Annotated in this window: 14 protein-coding genes; 8 read left to right on the forward strand and 6 right to left on the reverse strand. The window is 72.6% G+C overall.

The genetic code is table 11. The annotated features are described in order from the left end of the window. Positions 1–101: 101 nt before the first annotated feature. Entirely contained in the window at positions 102–671 is a 570-nt protein-coding gene (locus AB0D99_RS09585; RefSeq protein WP_362358458.1) for an RICIN domain-containing protein, read from the forward strand. Positions 672–695: 24 nt separating this feature from the next. Here the strand turns inward: AB0D99_RS09585 and AB0D99_RS09590 are convergent, their stop codons facing one another. Then, entirely contained in the window at positions 696–1,859 is a 1,164-nt protein-coding gene (locus tag AB0D99_RS09590) for a betaine/proline/choline family ABC transporter ATP-binding protein (protein ID WP_362358459.1), read from the reverse strand. A gap of 170 nt (positions 1,860–2,029) precedes the next feature. On the opposite strand from AB0D99_RS09590, the gene AB0D99_RS09595 reads away from it, so the two are divergent. The 5 genes from AB0D99_RS09595 (at position 2,030) to AB0D99_RS09615 (ending at position 7,598) form a co-directional block, all read left to right on the forward strand. Continuing rightward, the gene (locus AB0D99_RS09595) at positions 2,030–3,487 is read left to right on the forward strand and encodes a cellulase family glycosylhydrolase (protein WP_362358460.1); all 1,458 of its coding nucleotides are present in this window, start codon (positions 2,030–2,032) and stop codon (positions 3,485–3,487) included. Positions 3,488–3,583: 96 nt separating this feature from the next. Further along, positions 3,584–4,882 carry an alpha/beta fold hydrolase gene (locus AB0D99_RS09600; RefSeq protein WP_362358461.1) on the forward strand — a complete coding sequence of 433 codons (1,299 nt, stop codon included), beginning with the start codon at positions 3,584–3,586 and terminating at the stop codon, positions 4,880–4,882. 130 nt (positions 4,883–5,012) lie between these two features. Then, positions 5,013–5,912, forward strand: a complete 900-nt coding sequence (locus AB0D99_RS09605) for an SIS domain-containing protein (RefSeq protein ID WP_362358462.1) — start codon at positions 5,013–5,015, stop codon at positions 5,910–5,912. Between the two features lie 17 nt (positions 5,913–5,929). Then, positions 5,930–6,682: a PIG-L deacetylase family protein gene (locus tag AB0D99_RS09610; RefSeq protein ID WP_362358463.1), complete on the forward strand. Its 753-nt coding sequence runs from the start codon at positions 5,930–5,932 to the stop codon at positions 6,680–6,682. A gap of 82 nt (positions 6,683–6,764) precedes the next feature. After that, on the forward strand, positions 6,765–7,598 hold the full coding sequence (locus AB0D99_RS09615) for an enoyl-CoA hydratase/isomerase family protein (protein WP_362358464.1): 834 nt from the start codon (positions 6,765–6,767) through the stop codon (positions 7,596–7,598). A gap of 133 nt (positions 7,599–7,731) precedes the next feature. On the opposite strand, the gene AB0D99_RS09620 is transcribed toward AB0D99_RS09615, so the two are convergent. The 3 genes from AB0D99_RS09620 to AB0D99_RS09630 all read right to left on the reverse strand — a co-directional run bounded on the left by AB0D99_RS09620 (position 7,732) and on the right by AB0D99_RS09630 (position 10,534). Further along, entirely contained in the window at positions 7,732–8,511 is a 780-nt protein-coding gene (locus AB0D99_RS09620) for a VOC family protein (protein WP_362358465.1), read from the reverse strand. 131 nt (positions 8,512–8,642) lie between these two features. Continuing rightward, complete coding sequence (locus tag AB0D99_RS09625; RefSeq protein ID WP_362358466.1) at positions 8,643–9,542, reverse strand: SDR family oxidoreductase; 900 nt, start codon at positions 9,540–9,542, stop codon at positions 8,643–8,645. Between the two features lie 41 nt (positions 9,543–9,583). After that, on the reverse strand, positions 9,584–10,534 hold the full coding sequence (locus AB0D99_RS09630) for an NAD(P)/FAD-dependent oxidoreductase (protein ID WP_362358467.1): 951 nt from the start codon (positions 10,532–10,534) through the stop codon (positions 9,584–9,586). Between the two features lie 65 nt (positions 10,535–10,599). On the opposite strand from AB0D99_RS09630, the gene AB0D99_RS09635 reads away from it, so the two are divergent. Beyond that, the gene (locus AB0D99_RS09635) at positions 10,600–11,190 is read left to right on the forward strand and encodes an XRE family transcriptional regulator (RefSeq protein WP_362358468.1); all 591 of its coding nucleotides are present in this window, start codon (positions 10,600–10,602) and stop codon (positions 11,188–11,190) included. 178 nt (positions 11,191–11,368) lie between these two features. Here AB0D99_RS09635 and AB0D99_RS09640 read toward each other — a convergent pair whose 3' ends face one another. Both AB0D99_RS09640 and AB0D99_RS09645 read right to left on the reverse strand, forming a co-directional pair. Next, a complete protein-coding gene (locus AB0D99_RS09640; RefSeq protein WP_362358469.1) occupies positions 11,369–12,274 on the reverse strand; it encodes an NADP-dependent oxidoreductase in 906 nt (301 codons plus the stop codon). A 98-nt stretch (positions 12,275–12,372) separates the two neighbouring features. Further along, positions 12,373–13,443, reverse strand: coding sequence for an alkene reductase (locus AB0D99_RS09645; RefSeq protein WP_362358470.1), 1,071 nt, complete (start codon positions 13,441–13,443; stop codon positions 12,373–12,375). 219 nt (positions 13,444–13,662) lie between these two features. On the opposite strand from AB0D99_RS09645, the gene AB0D99_RS09650 reads away from it, so the two are divergent. Continuing rightward, positions 13,663–14,196, forward strand: a complete 534-nt coding sequence (locus tag AB0D99_RS09650) for a MarR family winged helix-turn-helix transcriptional regulator (RefSeq protein ID WP_362358471.1) — start codon at positions 13,663–13,665, stop codon at positions 14,194–14,196. Positions 14,197–14,428: the final 232 nt, after the last annotated feature.

The following is a 14,428-nucleotide window of genomic DNA, read 5'->3' on the forward strand; positions in this document are numbered from 1 at the left end:
GGGTCGGACGCGCGCGTCGATAGTGGGAAGGCGGCCGTTCTTCTCCCCTTCATCTCCCACCTTGCGATCGAGCCTTTCGCACCACGCAAGAGGAGCACTCCATGAGGAAGAACACCCAGGCGCGTCGTCTGCTGTCGGTCGCGACCGTTTCCGTGCTCGGGGGCATCCTGCTGATGCCGGTCCCCGCGGGCGCGCAGCCGACCGCGCGGACCAGTGCGGAGGCCCGGATCTCGGGAACGCTCTCGTTCCACCTCGTCAACGGGCAGACGGGCAAGTGCGCGACGGTCGCCGGTGGGCGCTCGACCGAGAACAACGTCCAACTGGTCCAGTTCGACTGCGACAGCGACCCCTCGCGCCGATGGCGGATCGCCAACTGGAACGGCTCGTCCCACCAGATCGTCAACGTGCAGACGGGCAAGTGCGCGACCGTCGCGGGCGGGCGCTCGACCGAGAACAACGTCGAGCTGGTCCAGTTCAGTTGTGACAACGACCCCTCGCGACGCTGGAGGGTGACCAACTGGAGCGGCAGGACCTACCAGATCGTCAATGTCCAGACGGGCAAGTGCATGACGGTCGCCGGTGGGCGCTCGACCGACAACAACGTCCCGCTCGTCCAGTTCACCTGCGACTCGGACTCCTCACGCCGCTGGACCGCGCGGCTGGCGGGCTGACCGCCGCGCGGGACGGCATCCGCCTCAGGCGTCCGCCACCGAGTCGAACGCGACCTCCCCCCGCCCGACTCCCCGGGCCTCGGCGTCCACCGAACGTCGCAGCGCCTCGTGGAGCTTGGCGGGGGTGAGGACGCCGAGGAAGCGCGGGCCGTCGAGGACGGCCACCCAGCCCGCGTCGTGCTGGAGCATCTCGCTGAACGCCTGCTTCAGCGGGGCGCCCACCGACACCCAGGCGTCCATGCGGACGGCCAGGTCGCCCACCGTGCCCTGCCGGCCCGCGAGGTCGAGGGTCTCGGCGGCCACCCAGCCGTGCAGATCGCCGTCGCCGCCGAGGACCACCGCCCAGCGGGCCCCGTCGGCGCGCAGCCGGGCCGCCGCGTCCGCGGCCGGCTCGTCCAGGCGGGCGACGGGAGGCTGGTCCAGGTCGTCCGCCTCGATCGCGGTGACGGAGAGCCGTTTCAGGCCCCGGTCCGCCCCGACGAACCGGGCGACGTACGGCGTGGCGGGGGTGCCGAGCACCGCCGCCGGTGTGTCGAACTGCTCGACGCGTCCCTGTCCGTAGACGGCGATCCGGTCGCCCATCCGGACCGCCTCCTCGATGTCGTGGGTGACCAGGAGGACGGTCTTGCGCACGGTGGCCTGGAGCTTCAGGAACTCGTTCTGGAGGTGCTCGCGGACGACGGGGTCGACCGCGCCGAAGGGCTCGTCCATCAGGAGCACCGGGGGATCGGCGGCCAGCGCGCGGGCGACGCCGACGCGCTGACGCTGTCCGCCGGAGAGCTGGGCCGGGTAGCGGCCGCCGTAGACCTTCGGGTCGAGGCCGACCAGGTCGAGGAGTTCGGCGGCGCGGGCGCGGGCGCGCGCCTTCTTCCAGCCGATCAGGGAGGGCACGGTCGCGGTGTTGTCGAGGATGGTCCGGTGCGGGAAGAGCCCGACCTGCTGGATCACGTAGCCGATGTTCCTGCGCAGCTTCACGGGATCGACCTTCGCGATGTCCGCGCCGTCGACCAGGATCCGGCCGGAGGTCGGCTCGATGAGCCGGTTGACCATCATCATCGTCGTCGTCTTGCCGCAACCGGACGGGCCGACCAGGGTGACCAGTTCGCCTTCGGCGACATCGAGGGACAGGCCGTCGACGGCGGTGGTGCCGTCCGCGTACACCTTGCTGACCTGCTCGAACCGGATCATGGATCCACGCTAGGAGCGGCGGGGGCGCCGCGCACGGGGGCCGGGCCCGTCCGGGGACCGACAGTCCGCTGAACTCCGTCTCTTGTCATGACCCTTGCGAGTCCCTCCGCCGGACTGCTATCCATTCGTTAGGAAACTTTCCTTCCAATCCATCGTTCCGGGAGACCCCCATGACATCGGCACGATCGGCACGTCTCCATCTGCGCTCCCTGGGTGCCGCCGGCACCGCGGTGGCCGCGCTGCTCCTGGGCCTCGCCGCCGCACCGTCCACGGCGGTGGCGGCCCCCGTCACCCACGAGGCGGAGACCGCCACGGTCTCCCGCGGCGCGGTCGAGTCCAACCACGGCGGCTTCACGGGCTCGGGTTTCGTCAACTACGACAACGCCAGTGGCGGTTACGTCCAGTGGAACGTCAACGCCGCCCAGGCCGGCACGGCGACCCTCACCCTGCGCTACGCCAACGGCAGCACCACCAACCGCCCCATGGACATCTCGGTCAACGGCGCGGTCGCCGCCGCCGGCAAGGCGTTCGGCGGCACCGGCGCCTGGACCAGCTGGACCACCGCCACGATCACCGCGAACCTCAAGGCCGGCGCCAACACCATCCGCGCCACCGCCACCACCACGAACGGCGGCCCCAACGTCGACCACCTCACGGTCGACACCGCCGCGCCCGTCGTCGACACCCCGGCCGCCGTCAACGGCCGGCTACGGGTCTGCGGCACCAAGCTCTGCAACCAGTACGGCAAGCCCGTCCAGCTGCGCGGCATGTCCAGCCACGGCACACAGTGGTACAGCCAGTGTCTGACCGGCGGCTCGCTCGACGCGCTCGCCAAGGACTGGAAGGCCGACGTCCTGCGCGTCTCCACCTACGTCCAGGAGGACGGGTGGGAGACCGACCCGGTGAGGTTCACCAACCTCGCCCACAGTCTGATCGACCAGGCCTCCGCACGCGGCATGTACGTGATCGTCGACTGGCACATGCTCACACCGGGCGACCCGCACGCCAACCTGGCCAACGCCAGGAAGTTCTTCACGGACATCGCGACCCGGCACAAGGACAGGAACAACATCCTCTACGAGGTCGCCAACGAGCCCAACGGCGACAGCGTGACCTGGTCCAGGATCAAGAGCTACCACGAGCAGATCATCCCGGTCATCCGGAACATCGACGGCGACGCCCCGATCCTGCTCGGTACCCGCGCCTGGTCCTCCCTCGGCGTCTCGAACGGCGGCGACGAGACCGAGGTGGTGAACAACCCGGTCAACGCCACCAACGTCATGTACACGTTCCACTTCTACGCGAAGTCGCACCGCGACGCGTACCTGGCCACCCTCTCCCGGGCGGCCGACCGGATCCCCGTCTTCGTCACCGAGTTCGGCACCCAGGACTACGCGGGTGAAGGCGCCGACGACTTCGCCATGTCCCAGAGGTACATCGACCTGATGGCCGCCAAGAAGATCAGCTGGGTCAACTGGAACTTCTCCGACGACCACCGCTCGGGCGCCGTCTTCAAGACCGGAACCTGCGACGGAAACGGCCCCTGGACGGGCACCGCGCCCCTGAAGGAGGCCGGGGTCTGGATCCGCGACCGGATCAGGACCGCCGACGACTTCCCCACCTCCTGACCCCTCCCGGCGCACCACCTGACCCACCTCGACGCGCCCCCGTCCCCTGCCCTGTGATCCACTGGACGGGCGGGGGCGTATCGAACAGGAGCAGCATTGACCAGCTACCGCCAGCCCGGCCTCGTCCTCACCGACCGCCGTTTCACCGTGCCGCTCGACCACGCGGACCCCGAGGGCGAACAGATCGAGGTCTTCGGCCGCGAGGCCGTCGCGAGCGACAGGTCCGGGGACGACCTGCCGTGGCTGGTCTACCTGGAGGGCGGGCCGGGTTTCGGGGCCCGCCGCTTCGTCGGCCGACAGGCATGGCTGGGCCGGGCCGTCCAGGAGTTCCGCGTCCTCCTCCTCGACCAGCGCGGCACCGGCAACTCCACCCCCGCCAACCGCCAGACCCTGCCGCTGCGCGGCGCCCCCGATCGGCAGGCCGACTACCTCGCGCACTTCCGGGCCGACGCGATCGTCCGGGACTGCGAACTCATCCGGAAGCGGCTCACCGGCGGGGCCCGCTGGACCGTCCTCGGCCAGAGTTTCGGCGGCTTCTGCGCCACCCACTACCTGTCCACCGCCCCCGAGGGACTGCGGACCGTGCTGATCACCGGCGGACTGCCCTCCCTGCATGCCACCGCCGACGAGGTCTACCGGGCCGCCTACCCGCGCATCCGCCGCAAGGTCGAGGCCCACTACGCCCGCTACCCCCAGGACGTCGAACGCGCCCGCCGCATCGCCGCCCACCTGCGGGAGCACGAGGTGGCCCTGCCGTCCGGCGGACGGCTCACGCCGGCCGCCCTCCAGTCCCTCGGCATCCTCCTCGGCAGCGGCGAGGGCACCCACCAACTGCATTTCCTCCTGGAGGACGCCTTCGTCGGGACACCCGAGGGAACCGCGCTCTCGGACGCCTTCCTGGAGAACGTCCAGGCCGTCCTCTCGTACGCGGGCCACCCGCTCTACGCCCTGCTCCACGAGGCGATCTACGCCCAGGGGAAGGGGCCCACCGCCTGGGCCGCCGAACGCGTCCGCGCCGAGTTCCCGGAGTTCGACGCGGAGAAGACCCTGGCCGGCGACGCACCGCTCCTCTTCACCGGCGAGACCGTCCACCCCTGGCACTTCGACACCGACCCGGCGCTGAGCCCGCTGCGCGAGACCGCCCGGCTGCTCGCCGAACGCGAGGACTGGGCGCCCCTCTACGACCCCGCCCGCCTCGCCGCCAACGAGGTGCCCGTCGCCGCCGCCGTCTACCACGACGACCTGTACGTGGACACCGCCCACTCCCTGGAGACCGCCCGCGCGATCAGGGGCCTGCGGACCTGGGTCACGGACGAGTTCGAACACGACGGCGTGCGGGCCGGCGGCCCCCGCGTCCTGGACCGGCTCCTCGCACTCGCCAGGGGTGAGATCTGACTCCGGCGACAGGACCCACCGCGCGGCGGCACGCGCAAAAGTCCAAGAAGTGATCCCTGATTGCTCATTGTCCGCTCGTGACGCGCCGGATAGAAGTCGGTCCGGACCACCCATGAGGAGAGGACCGGACATGACCACCCACGTCAGTGCCGAGATCACCAGCCAGCCCGACTGCTGGCGGCGCGCCGCGGACACGGCCGCGGACCACGCCGATCTGCTGCCGCGGCGCGGTGAGCGGATCGCGGTCGTGGGCTGCGGCACCTCGTACTTCATCGCCCGGGCCTACGCGGCCCTGCGGGAGTCCCTGGGGGAGGGCGAGACCGACGCCTTTCCGGCGTCCGACGAGACCCCGCTCGGGCGGGGCTACGACCGGATCGTGGCCCTCACCCGTTCCGGCTCGACGACCGAGGTCGCGACGCTCCTCGCCCGGGCCTCCGGCCGCATCCCGACCCTGGTCCTGACCGGCGTCCCGGACAGCCGCGCCGCGCACCACGCGGACCGGGTGATCGGCCTCGACTACGCCGACGAACGCTCCGTGGCCCAGACCCGGTTCGCCACCACGGCCTTCCAACTCCTGCGTGCCGGACTCGGCGTGGACCTGACCCCGTCGATCGGCGACGCCGAACTGGCCCTGTACGAACCGCTGCCCACGGCCTGGGAGCAGCGACGCCAGTTCACCTTCCTCGGCACCGGCTGGACGGTCGGACTCGCCGACGAGGCCGCGCACAAGCTCCGCGGACTGGCCCGCGCCTGGACGGAGTCGTACGCGGCGATGGAGTACCGCCACGGTCCGATCGTCATCAGCGACCGGTCCAGCCTCGTCTGCTGCCTCGGCCCGGCTCCGGCCGGGCTGCGCGACGAAGTGGAGTCCACCGGGGCGCTGTTCGCCGCCGACGCGATCGATCCGGTGGCCGCCCTGGTGCGCGCCCAGCGGCTGGCCGTCTCGCTCGCGGTGCGGCGGGGACTCAACCCGGACCGCCCCCGCCACGCGTCCCGCTCGGTGATCCTCTCGGGAGCGATCCGGGCCTGAGCCCGTATCCTGCGCGCATGATCGACACGAGCACCACCCCACTCGACGACATGCCGGGCGACTGGCAGCGGGCGCTCGCCGTGGTCGCCCACCCGGACGACCTCGAGTACGGCTGCGCCGCGGCCGTCGCGGGCTGGACGGACCAGGGCAAGGAGGTCGTCTACGTCCTCGCCACTCGTGGCGAGGCGGGCATCGACTCGCTCGATCCGGCCGCCTGCGGCCCGCTGCGCGAGCAGGAGCAGCGGGCGAGCGCCGCGGTCGTCGGGGTGCCGACGGTGGAGTTCATGGACCACAGGGACGGCGTGATCGAGTACGGACTCGGCCTGCGCCGCGACATCGCGGCGGCGATCCGCAGGCACCGGCCCGAACTGGTCGTCACCCTGAACCACCGCGACACCTGGGGCAGCGGGGTCGGCGGCTTCTGGAACACCCCCGACCACGTGGCGGTCGGGCGCGCGACGCTGGACGCGGCCGGCGACGCGGGCAACCGCTGGATCTTCCCCGAACTGACCGAGCAGGGCCTGGAGCCGTGGAACGGCGTCCGCTGGGTGGCGGTCGCCGGCTCCCACACCCCGACCCACGCGGTCGACGCCACCCCCGGCGAGGAGCGCGCCGTCCAGTCCCTGCTCGCCCACCGCGGCTACATCGAGGCCCTGACGGACGACGACCCGGAGACCTACGTCCGCACCTTCCTCCACGGCAACAACCAGCGCTTCGCCTCCCGTTACGGCGGCCGGCCGACCGTCGCCTTCGAGCTCTTCTCCCGCTGAGGTCTTCCGCCGGGGCGGACGGCCTTCCAACGGCCGTGTCGAACACCTAACCTGACGAGCCGTCAGTAATTGGGGGTGCGCGGTGATCGACACGCTCGACAGGGAGATCCCGGAGGGCGAGGAGCGGATGACGCTGGTCGTCGAGGACGGCGTCGGCGTCCTCACGCTGTGCCGGCCGGAGAAGCTCAACGGCTGGAGCTGGGAGGCGAGTCGGCAGCTCGGGCTGATGGCCGACCGGATTCGCTTCGACGCCGGCGTGCGGGTCGTGCTGCTGCGGGCCGAGGGGCGGGCCTTCTGCGCCGGGATCGACGTCACCGCGCCCGGTGGAGGGATCACCGGGCGCACGGTCGCCGAGCGGATCCAGCGGTACGACGAGGGCATCCGCTGGGTCCACGAGCGCTTCGCCGTCTTCGCCCGGCTGCCCCAGCCGGTCGTGGCCGCGGTCCAGGGGTACTGTCTCGGCTTCGGGTTCGAGCTCGCGCTCATGGCGGACGTCCGCGTCGCCGCCGACGACGCCGTCTTCGCCCTGCCCGAGGCGGGCCTCGGCGTCGCCGTCGACGCGGGCGGTGACCTGAGGATCGCCCGCGAGGCGGGTGCCGGCTGGGCCAAGTACCTCGCGCTCACCGGCCGCCGCATCGACGCGGCCACCGCCGAGCGGCTCGGGCTGGTCCAGCTCGTCACCGCGTGCGACGAGCTGGACCGCACCGCACGGGAGACCGCGGCCGCCATCGCGGCGAACGCGCCGCTCGCCGTCCGCGCCGTCAAGCGGAACATCGACGCCTACGCCGACCACGCCATGGCCGCGGCCCTCGACCGCACCGCCCTCGCAGCGGCCCTCACCCTCTCGTCGGAGGACGCCCGAGAGGGCTACGCGGCGAAGGCCGCCCGCAGACCACCGCGGTTCGAGGGCGGATGAATCCTCGTTGAGGTGCCGGCTTCAGACGGCCGAGTCGCCCCGAGGCGTCCGGTCGAGGGCGGCCGAGTCACCCGGAGGCGTCGGGTCGAGGGCGGCCGAGTCACCCTGGGGTGCCGGGCTCAGGACGGCCGAGTCACCCCTGCGGGGCCGGCTTGAGGACGGCGAAGGGGGCTCCGAAGGGGTCGGCGAGCCAGGCGATCCGTCCCACGTCGGGGATGTCCGCCGCCGGCATCAGGACCGAGCCGCCGTTCCCCTGCGTCCGCACCGCGAGGTCGTCCACGTCCGCCACCGCGAAGTACGGGATCCAGCGGGCGTGGTCCGCGCCCTCCTGGAGCTCGGCGATCCCGCCGAAGGAGGCGTCCTGCTGGTCGCCCTCGGCCGTGGAGAGCACCCGGTACGTCATCCCCGGCGCGTCCATGTCCTGCGAGCGCCAGCCGAACAGCCTGCCGTAGAACTCCAGGGCGACCCGCGGGTCGCGCACGTGCAGCTCCGCCCAGCACAGCGTGTTGTTCTCGGACGTCATCTCCAGGCCCTTCACGGAACCCGGCTGCCACACCGCGAAGTCGGCCCCGCCCGGGTCGGTCAGCTGTGCCATCCGACCGGCGTCCATCACGTCGAAGGGCTGCGCCCGCACCCTTCCTCCGGCGCTCTCCGCGGTCTTCGCGGTGGCGTCGGCGTCCGGCGTCTGGAAGTACACCGTCCAGGCGGACCGCGCGCCCTCCTCGGTCAGCGGCCCGAGCGCGGCGACCGTGCGCCCCTCCTGCTGGAAGAAGCCGTAGCCGCCGGCGTCCGGACCTGCCGAGGCGAACTCCCAGCCGAAGACGGCGGTGTAGAAGCCGGCGGCGACCGCCGTGTCGGGACTGCCCAGGTCGATCCAGCTGGGGGAGCCCTTGGTGAAGTCCGTACCGAGCATGTCGTGCCCTGCCTTTCCACGTCTGGAGGTCGTCCGGCCACCCTCGCCGATCCTCCACGCTCGGCCCCGCCCGCGCAGCCGCAGGCGCCCGTGTTCATCCGCGTGGACCAGTGCGACCCGGGGGAGCGGGTTCACTCCCCGAAGCGTCCCCGCCCCAGCTGCTCGCGCACCGGCACCACGGGATCGTTGACCAGGGCACGGCGCTGCCAGTTGGCGCCGTCGACGACCAGCGTGTGCCCGGAGACGAACCGGGCGTACGGGGAGGCCAGGAAGGTCGCCGCCCAGCCCAGCTCGCGCGGGTACCCCACGCGGAGCGCGGGCTGTCGGGCGTCCTGCCGGGACGCCCGGTCGAGGGCGCCCCGGATGTCGGTCGTCATGTCCTCGTGCGGCATCAGCCCCGGCACCAGACCGTTGACCTGGATCCCGTACGGTCCCCACTCCACGGCCAGCGTCTCCACCAGGTTCTTGACGCCGGCCTTCGCCGCCGCCGAGTGGGCGAAGCCGGGGCCTCCGGTCCAGGCGTACGAGGCCCCCACGTTGACGACCGACCCGGGAGTCCCGGCCGCGAGATGGCGGCGGGCGAACTCCCGGGTCGTGAACCAGGTGCCCGTGAGCGTGATGTCGACGACCGCGCGCCAGCCGTTCGGCGACAACTCCTCGGCCGGTACGGGGAAGTTGGCCGCCGCGTTGTTGACCAGGACGTCCGGACGCGCCCCGAGCCTCTCCTCGCAGGAGGAGAAGGCCCGGGCGACGGCCTCGGCGTCCCGGATGTCGCAGACGGCGGTCGCCACCCGGGTCCCGCCGATCCCGGCCAGCTCGTCCCGCGCCGCCTCGAGCCGGGCGGCCGTGCGCCCGACGATCAGCAGCTCCGCCCCGAGCCGGGCGAACTCCGCCGCGATCGCCTTCCCCAGCCCCGAACCACCTCCGGTGACCAGGACCAGGCGCCCCTCGTACGTCCCCGGTGGCAGCGCGCGGGCGCCGAGCGGGGGAGGGGCGGGGAGTCCCGGCAGGTCCGGCGTCTCGTCGGTCATGCCGCATCGATAGCGCGCGCAGCCTGAGAACTGAAGACCCGTCAACGTCCGGAGGTCGCGGCCGCCCTCGCGCGGTCCAGATCCTCCATGATCAGCTCCATGTTGATCGCCACGCCGGCCCGGTAGCCTCCGCTCGCCGCGTTGATCACCTGCTCCTGCGCGCCGATCGCGTTGCCCGCGGCCCATACGCCGGGGACGCTGGTCCGGCCGGTCTCGTCGACCGCCACGAAGTCCCCGAGCGGGGTCTCCCGGGTCTCGGCCCCCAGTGCGGTGAGCAGCCCGTCCCGGGGCGTCATGCGCGGCCCGACGAAGAGCACGTCGCGCGCGACCACGCGCCCGTCCGTCATGCGGACTCCGGTGACGCGGTCGTCCTCGACGACCAGGCCGGCCACCTCGCCCGTCACGACCTCGACCCCGGCCGCCGCCACCCGGGCCCGGTCCTCAGCGGAGGGCTCGTCGGCGGTGTGCAGGAAGAGCGTGACGTCGTCGGACCAGTGCTGGACCACCAGGGCCTGATGGACGCCCATCGCCGGATGCGCGATCACCCCGAAGGCACGGTCGCGGACCTCCCAGCCGTGGCAGTACGGGCAGTGCAGCACGTCGCGGCCCCACCGCTCGGCGACGCCGTCGATCTTCGGGAGCTCGTCCACCAGACCGGTGGTGACGACGAGCCGACGCGCCTCGACCCGGCGGCCGTCGTCCGCGCTCACCACGAAGCCGCCGGCGCCGTCGGGCACCGCGGACGTGACGCGTCCTTCCGACCACTCCACCCCGTAGGCGGCGATCTCCCGGCGTCCGACCGCAAGGAAGTCCGCCGGGCTCATCCCGTCCCGGGAGAGGAAGCCCTGCATGTGCGCGGCGGGGGCGTTGCGCGGCTCGCCTGCGTCGATCACCAGGGTCCTGCGCCGCGACCGGCCGAGGATCAGGGCGGCGCTGAGCCCCGCCGCGCCGCCGCCCACCACCACCACGTCGTACCGCTCGTTCGTCTCCATGCCCCGACCTTCGCTCGGGCTCGCTCGCTTGACAAACGCTGTTGCCGTTTCCGCAAATGGAATCCATGACCGAAGACGAGCGCATCGACGACGTACTGAACGAGGTGGGCCCGCGGTTGCGCCGCATCCGGCGCGAACGCGGCGCCACGCTGGGGGACCTGTCCGCCTCCACCGGGATCTCGGTGAGTACGCTCTCCCGGCTGGAGTCCGGGCAGCGCAAGCCGAGCCTGGAGCTGCTGCTGCCGATCGCGCGGGCCCATCAGGTGCCGCTCGACGAGCTGGTCGGCGCCCCGCCGGTCGGTGATCCCCGGGTGCGCGCGAAGCCGATCGTGCGCCACGGCCGGACCATGTACCCGCTGACCCGCCAGCCGGGCGGCCTCCAGGCGTACAAGATCGTGCAGGAGAAGGCCGAGACCGTGGTGGAGCAGCGGGTCCACGAGGGGTACGAATGGCTCTACGTGCTGTCCGGGAAGCTGCGCCTCGTGCTCGGCGAGCACGACGTGGTCATCGGCGCGGGGGAGGCGGCCGAGTTCGACACGCGGGTGCCCCACTGGTTCGGGCCGACGGACGACGGCCCGGTGGAGTTCCTGAGCCTGTTCGGGCCGCAGGGCGAGCGGATGCACGTCCGGGCGCGGCCCAGGGCGTCCGGGGCCTGAAGTGCTGCAGGCCGGCCCGGCCGCGGGTCCGCACGACCTGACGGACGGCCGCGGACGGTCGGGCCCGGGCCGCGGTGCCTTCCACGGACGGTGCCGGCGGCGTGGCGGCGCCGGGGCCGGGGCGCGACGTTGGCCGACGGGGGAGCTGGTTGTCGGGGGGCGTCGGGGAGAGCGACGGTCAGGGCAGGAGGACGGCCTTGCCCCGGACGCGGTGGGCCTCCAGGTCGGCATGCGCCCGGGCGGCTTCGGCCAGGGGGTAGGTGCGCGGGACCGGGACGGTGAGCCGGCCGTCGGCGGCCCGCCGTACGAGCTCCGCCAGGGCCTTGCCGCCCCGGTCGGCGGTGCCGGGGCTGAACCGCACGCCGTACTGCCGGGCGGACAGGTCGGCGATCGTGATGACCCTGGCCGCGTCGCCGGCCAGGGCGACGGAGTCGGCGAGCACTCCGGCGCCGGAGGCGTCGAAGACGAGATCCACGCCCTCCGGGGCTGCCGCCCTCACCCGCTCCGCCCAGCCGTCGCCGTAGCGGACGGCGGTGGCTCCGCGTGCGGTGACGCGCTCGATGTCTCGCTCGCCGACGGTACCGATGACGGTGGCGCCACGGGCGACGGCCAGCTGCACGGCGATGAAGCCGACGCTTCCGGCCGCGCCGTGGACGAGCAGGGTGTGGCCCGCCTCGACGCCCAGCTGGTCGAGGACGCGGTGTGCGGCTCGGCCGACGGTGACCAGGGAGGCGGCGACCTCCCACGACAGGGCCGCGGGCTTGGCCACCGGCTGCTCCAGCAGGGCGTACTCGCTGTAGCCGCCGCCGACGGTGGCGCCGAGGACCTCGTCCCCCACGGCGGCGTCGGCTCCCTGGCCGACCGCGTCGACGACACCGGCGGCGTCGAGGCCCGGGATCATCGGAAAGTCGACGGGGGCGGCCTTCGCCATCAGGCCGGATCGGATCTTCAGGTCGAGCGGGTTCACGGACGCGGCCTCGACCTTGATCCTGACCTGGCCCGGGCCCGGCTGGGGCCGCGGGACCTCGGTCGGTCGCAGCACCTCGGGCGCGCCGTACTCGGAGAAGGTGAGCGCGGTGGACATGAGAACTCCCGGGTGGGGGTGGGTGGAGGGGGCGGACCACATGCCCGGTGACGTCCTGCGCGGTCGGGCAGGCGGTCCGCGTCGGGTGGGCTCGCCGCTCAGGCGGTGAGGGTCGGGTAGTCGGTGTAGCCGCGGTGGTCGCCGCCGTAGAAGGTGGACGGGTCCGGCGTGTTGAACGGGCCGCCGGCGGCGAGGCGGGCGGGCAGGTCGGGGTTGGCCAGGAACAGCGCCCCGTAGGCGACCATGTCCGCGGCCCCGTCCTCGACCAGCTTCAACGCGTCGGGTCCGGTGACCTCGGGGTGGGTGAACGGGTTGAGGACGAACGTGCCGGACCAGACCTTGCGCAGCTGTGGCGTCAGGTCACGGTCCGGGCCCTCCATCAGGTGCAGATAGGCCAGGTCCAGGCCGGCGAGCTCGGCCAGCAGGGCCTCGTACACCTCGCCCGGCTGGTCCTCGACGATGTCGTTGTACCGGTTTCCGGGCGAGATCCGCAGGCCCACGCGGTGACCCCCGATCGCTTCGGCCACGGCGGTGACGACCTCGACGGCGAAGCGGATGCGGCCCTCGACCGTGCCGCCCCAGGCGTCGCTGCGCAGGTTGGTCTCAGGGGCGAGGAACTGGTGGACGAGGTAGCCGTTCGCGCCGTGGATCTCCACGCCGTCGAACCCGGCCTCGACGGCGCCGCGGGCCGCGTCGGCGAAGTCGGCGATCGTCCGGCGGATCTCCGCCTCGCTCAGCTCCCTCGGCGTCACGAAGTCCTTCGGCCCCTCGTGCGTGTAGACCCGGCCCTTGGCGGCCACCGCCGACGGGGCGACCGGCACCAGGCCCTCGGGCAGCAGGCTGGGGTGGCCGATCCGGCCGGTGTGCATCAGCTGCGCGAAGATCACCCCGCCCTCCCGGTGGACCGCGTCGGTCACCGTCCGCCACGCCGCCACCTGCCCGGCCGTGTGCAGGCCCGGCGTGTCGGGATAGCCCTGGCCGACCGGCGAGGGCTGGATGCCCTCGGTGACGATCAGCCCGGCGCCGGCGCGCTGCGCGTAGTACTCCGCCATCAGCTCCGTGGGCTCCGCACCCGGTCCGTACGCGCGGCTGCGGGTCATCGGAGCCATGGCGATACGGCTGGTCAGCGGCTTGCCGCCCAGAACGATCGGATCGAAAGCAGTGGTCATGATCTCTTCCTTCGGTAGGGGACGGGGGGTGGCCCCGACCCATCCAACGTAACAGATACCTGTTCGGACAAGTAAATACCTGAGAGGCGTCTCTCGGTCGACGTGCGCGGCACTTACCGCCGTTTCATCAGGGAATATCCCTGAATTCAGGCAGATGGAGGCGCTGGCGCTCACGTCGCGCGATAGCATTAGGTGACCGAGCAGGGAAGTGAGGAAGAGATGACCGAATCCACTCCGCGGGCCGGGAGCGACCTCGTCGGATCGGGGGCGGAGGTCAGCGTCCCGGTACCGGGCGCGGCCGGAGGCGGTCCCCTCAGCCACGCGATCTTCCGCCTCGCCCGCCTGCACCGCATGTTCGCCGGGCAACTGCTGCGCCGCATCGGCCTGCACCCGGGTCAGGAGCTGGTCATGATGCACCTGTGGGAACTCGGCCCCCAGCGCCAGGCCGACCTGGTGCGCCTCCTGGACTCCGACGCGGCCACGATGACCCGCACCATCCAGCGCCTGGAGCAGGCCGGCTTCGTCCGCCGCCGCCCCTCGCCCACGGACAAGCGGGCATCCCTCATCGAACCCACCACGGCCAGCCATGCCCTGCGACGCGAGGTCGAGCAGAGCTGGAGTCAGCTGGAAGACCTCGTGGCCGCGGGCCTGACCTCCGGCGAACGCGCCGCGGCCCTGAGCACCTTGGAACGACTGGAGCAGAACCTCGTCCGGGCCGCCGCCGAACCCACGGGCGCGGACGTCGAGCGGTAGTGGTTTTCGTGGGCCGCCTCCGTGACGGTCGGGCGGCCCGGGGCGGCCTGGGCCGCGCTCGCGCGGATGGACGTGGGCGCCGAACCCGAGCCACGGTCCGTCCGTTGTCGCCATCGACCGTCCCGATGCTCCTCGCAGGCGAAGAAGTACGCGGCGAGCGGTTCCACGGGTGCAAGCGACCGCTTAGTATGCGACCGACCGCGCAGTACGGACGACGGCTGGTGGAGGACCG

It is taken from the genome of Streptomyces sp. NPDC047971, assembly GCF_040653355.1.
GTDB lineage: Bacteria > Actinomycetota > Actinomycetes > Streptomycetales > Streptomycetaceae > Streptomyces.

Excerpts from the sequence above, each read along its gene's own strand:
- AB0D99_RS09595 (WP_362358460.1), top strand. The coding sequence starts at position 2,030 with ATGACATCGGCACGATCGGCACGTCTCCATCTGCGCTCCCTGGGTGCC.
- AB0D99_RS09635 (WP_362358468.1), top strand. The coding sequence starts at position 10,600 with ATGACCGAAGACGAGCGCATCGACGACGTACTGAACGAGGTGGGCCCG.
- AB0D99_RS09640 (WP_362358469.1), bottom strand. The coding sequence starts at position 12,274 with ATGTCCACCGCGCTCACCTTCTCCGAGTACGGCGCGCCCGAGGTGCTG.
- AB0D99_RS09610 (WP_362358463.1), top strand. The coding sequence starts at position 5,930 with ATGATCGACACGAGCACCACCCCACTCGACGACATGCCGGGCGACTGG.
- AB0D99_RS09620 (WP_362358465.1), bottom strand. The coding sequence starts at position 8,511 with ATGCTCGGTACGGACTTCACCAAGGGCTCCCCCAGCTGGATCGACCTG.
- AB0D99_RS09605 (WP_362358462.1), top strand. The coding sequence starts at position 5,013 with ATGACCACCCACGTCAGTGCCGAGATCACCAGCCAGCCCGACTGCTGG.
- AB0D99_RS09645 (WP_362358470.1), bottom strand. The coding sequence starts at position 13,443 with ATGACCACTGCTTTCGATCCGATCGTTCTGGGCGGCAAGCCGCTGACC.
- AB0D99_RS09585 (WP_362358458.1), top strand. The coding sequence starts at position 102 with ATGAGGAAGAACACCCAGGCGCGTCGTCTGCTGTCGGTCGCGACCGTT.
- AB0D99_RS09625 (WP_362358466.1), bottom strand. The coding sequence starts at position 9,542 with ATGACCGACGAGACGCCGGACCTGCCGGGACTCCCCGCCCCTCCCCCG.
- AB0D99_RS09630 (WP_362358467.1), bottom strand. The coding sequence starts at position 10,534 with ATGGAGACGAACGAGCGGTACGACGTGGTGGTGGTGGGCGGCGGCGCG.
- AB0D99_RS09650 (WP_362358471.1), top strand. The coding sequence starts at position 13,663 with ATGACCGAATCCACTCCGCGGGCCGGGAGCGACCTCGTCGGATCGGGG.
- AB0D99_RS09590 (WP_362358459.1), bottom strand. The coding sequence starts at position 1,859 with ATGATCCGGTTCGAGCAGGTCAGCAAGGTGTACGCGGACGGCACCACC.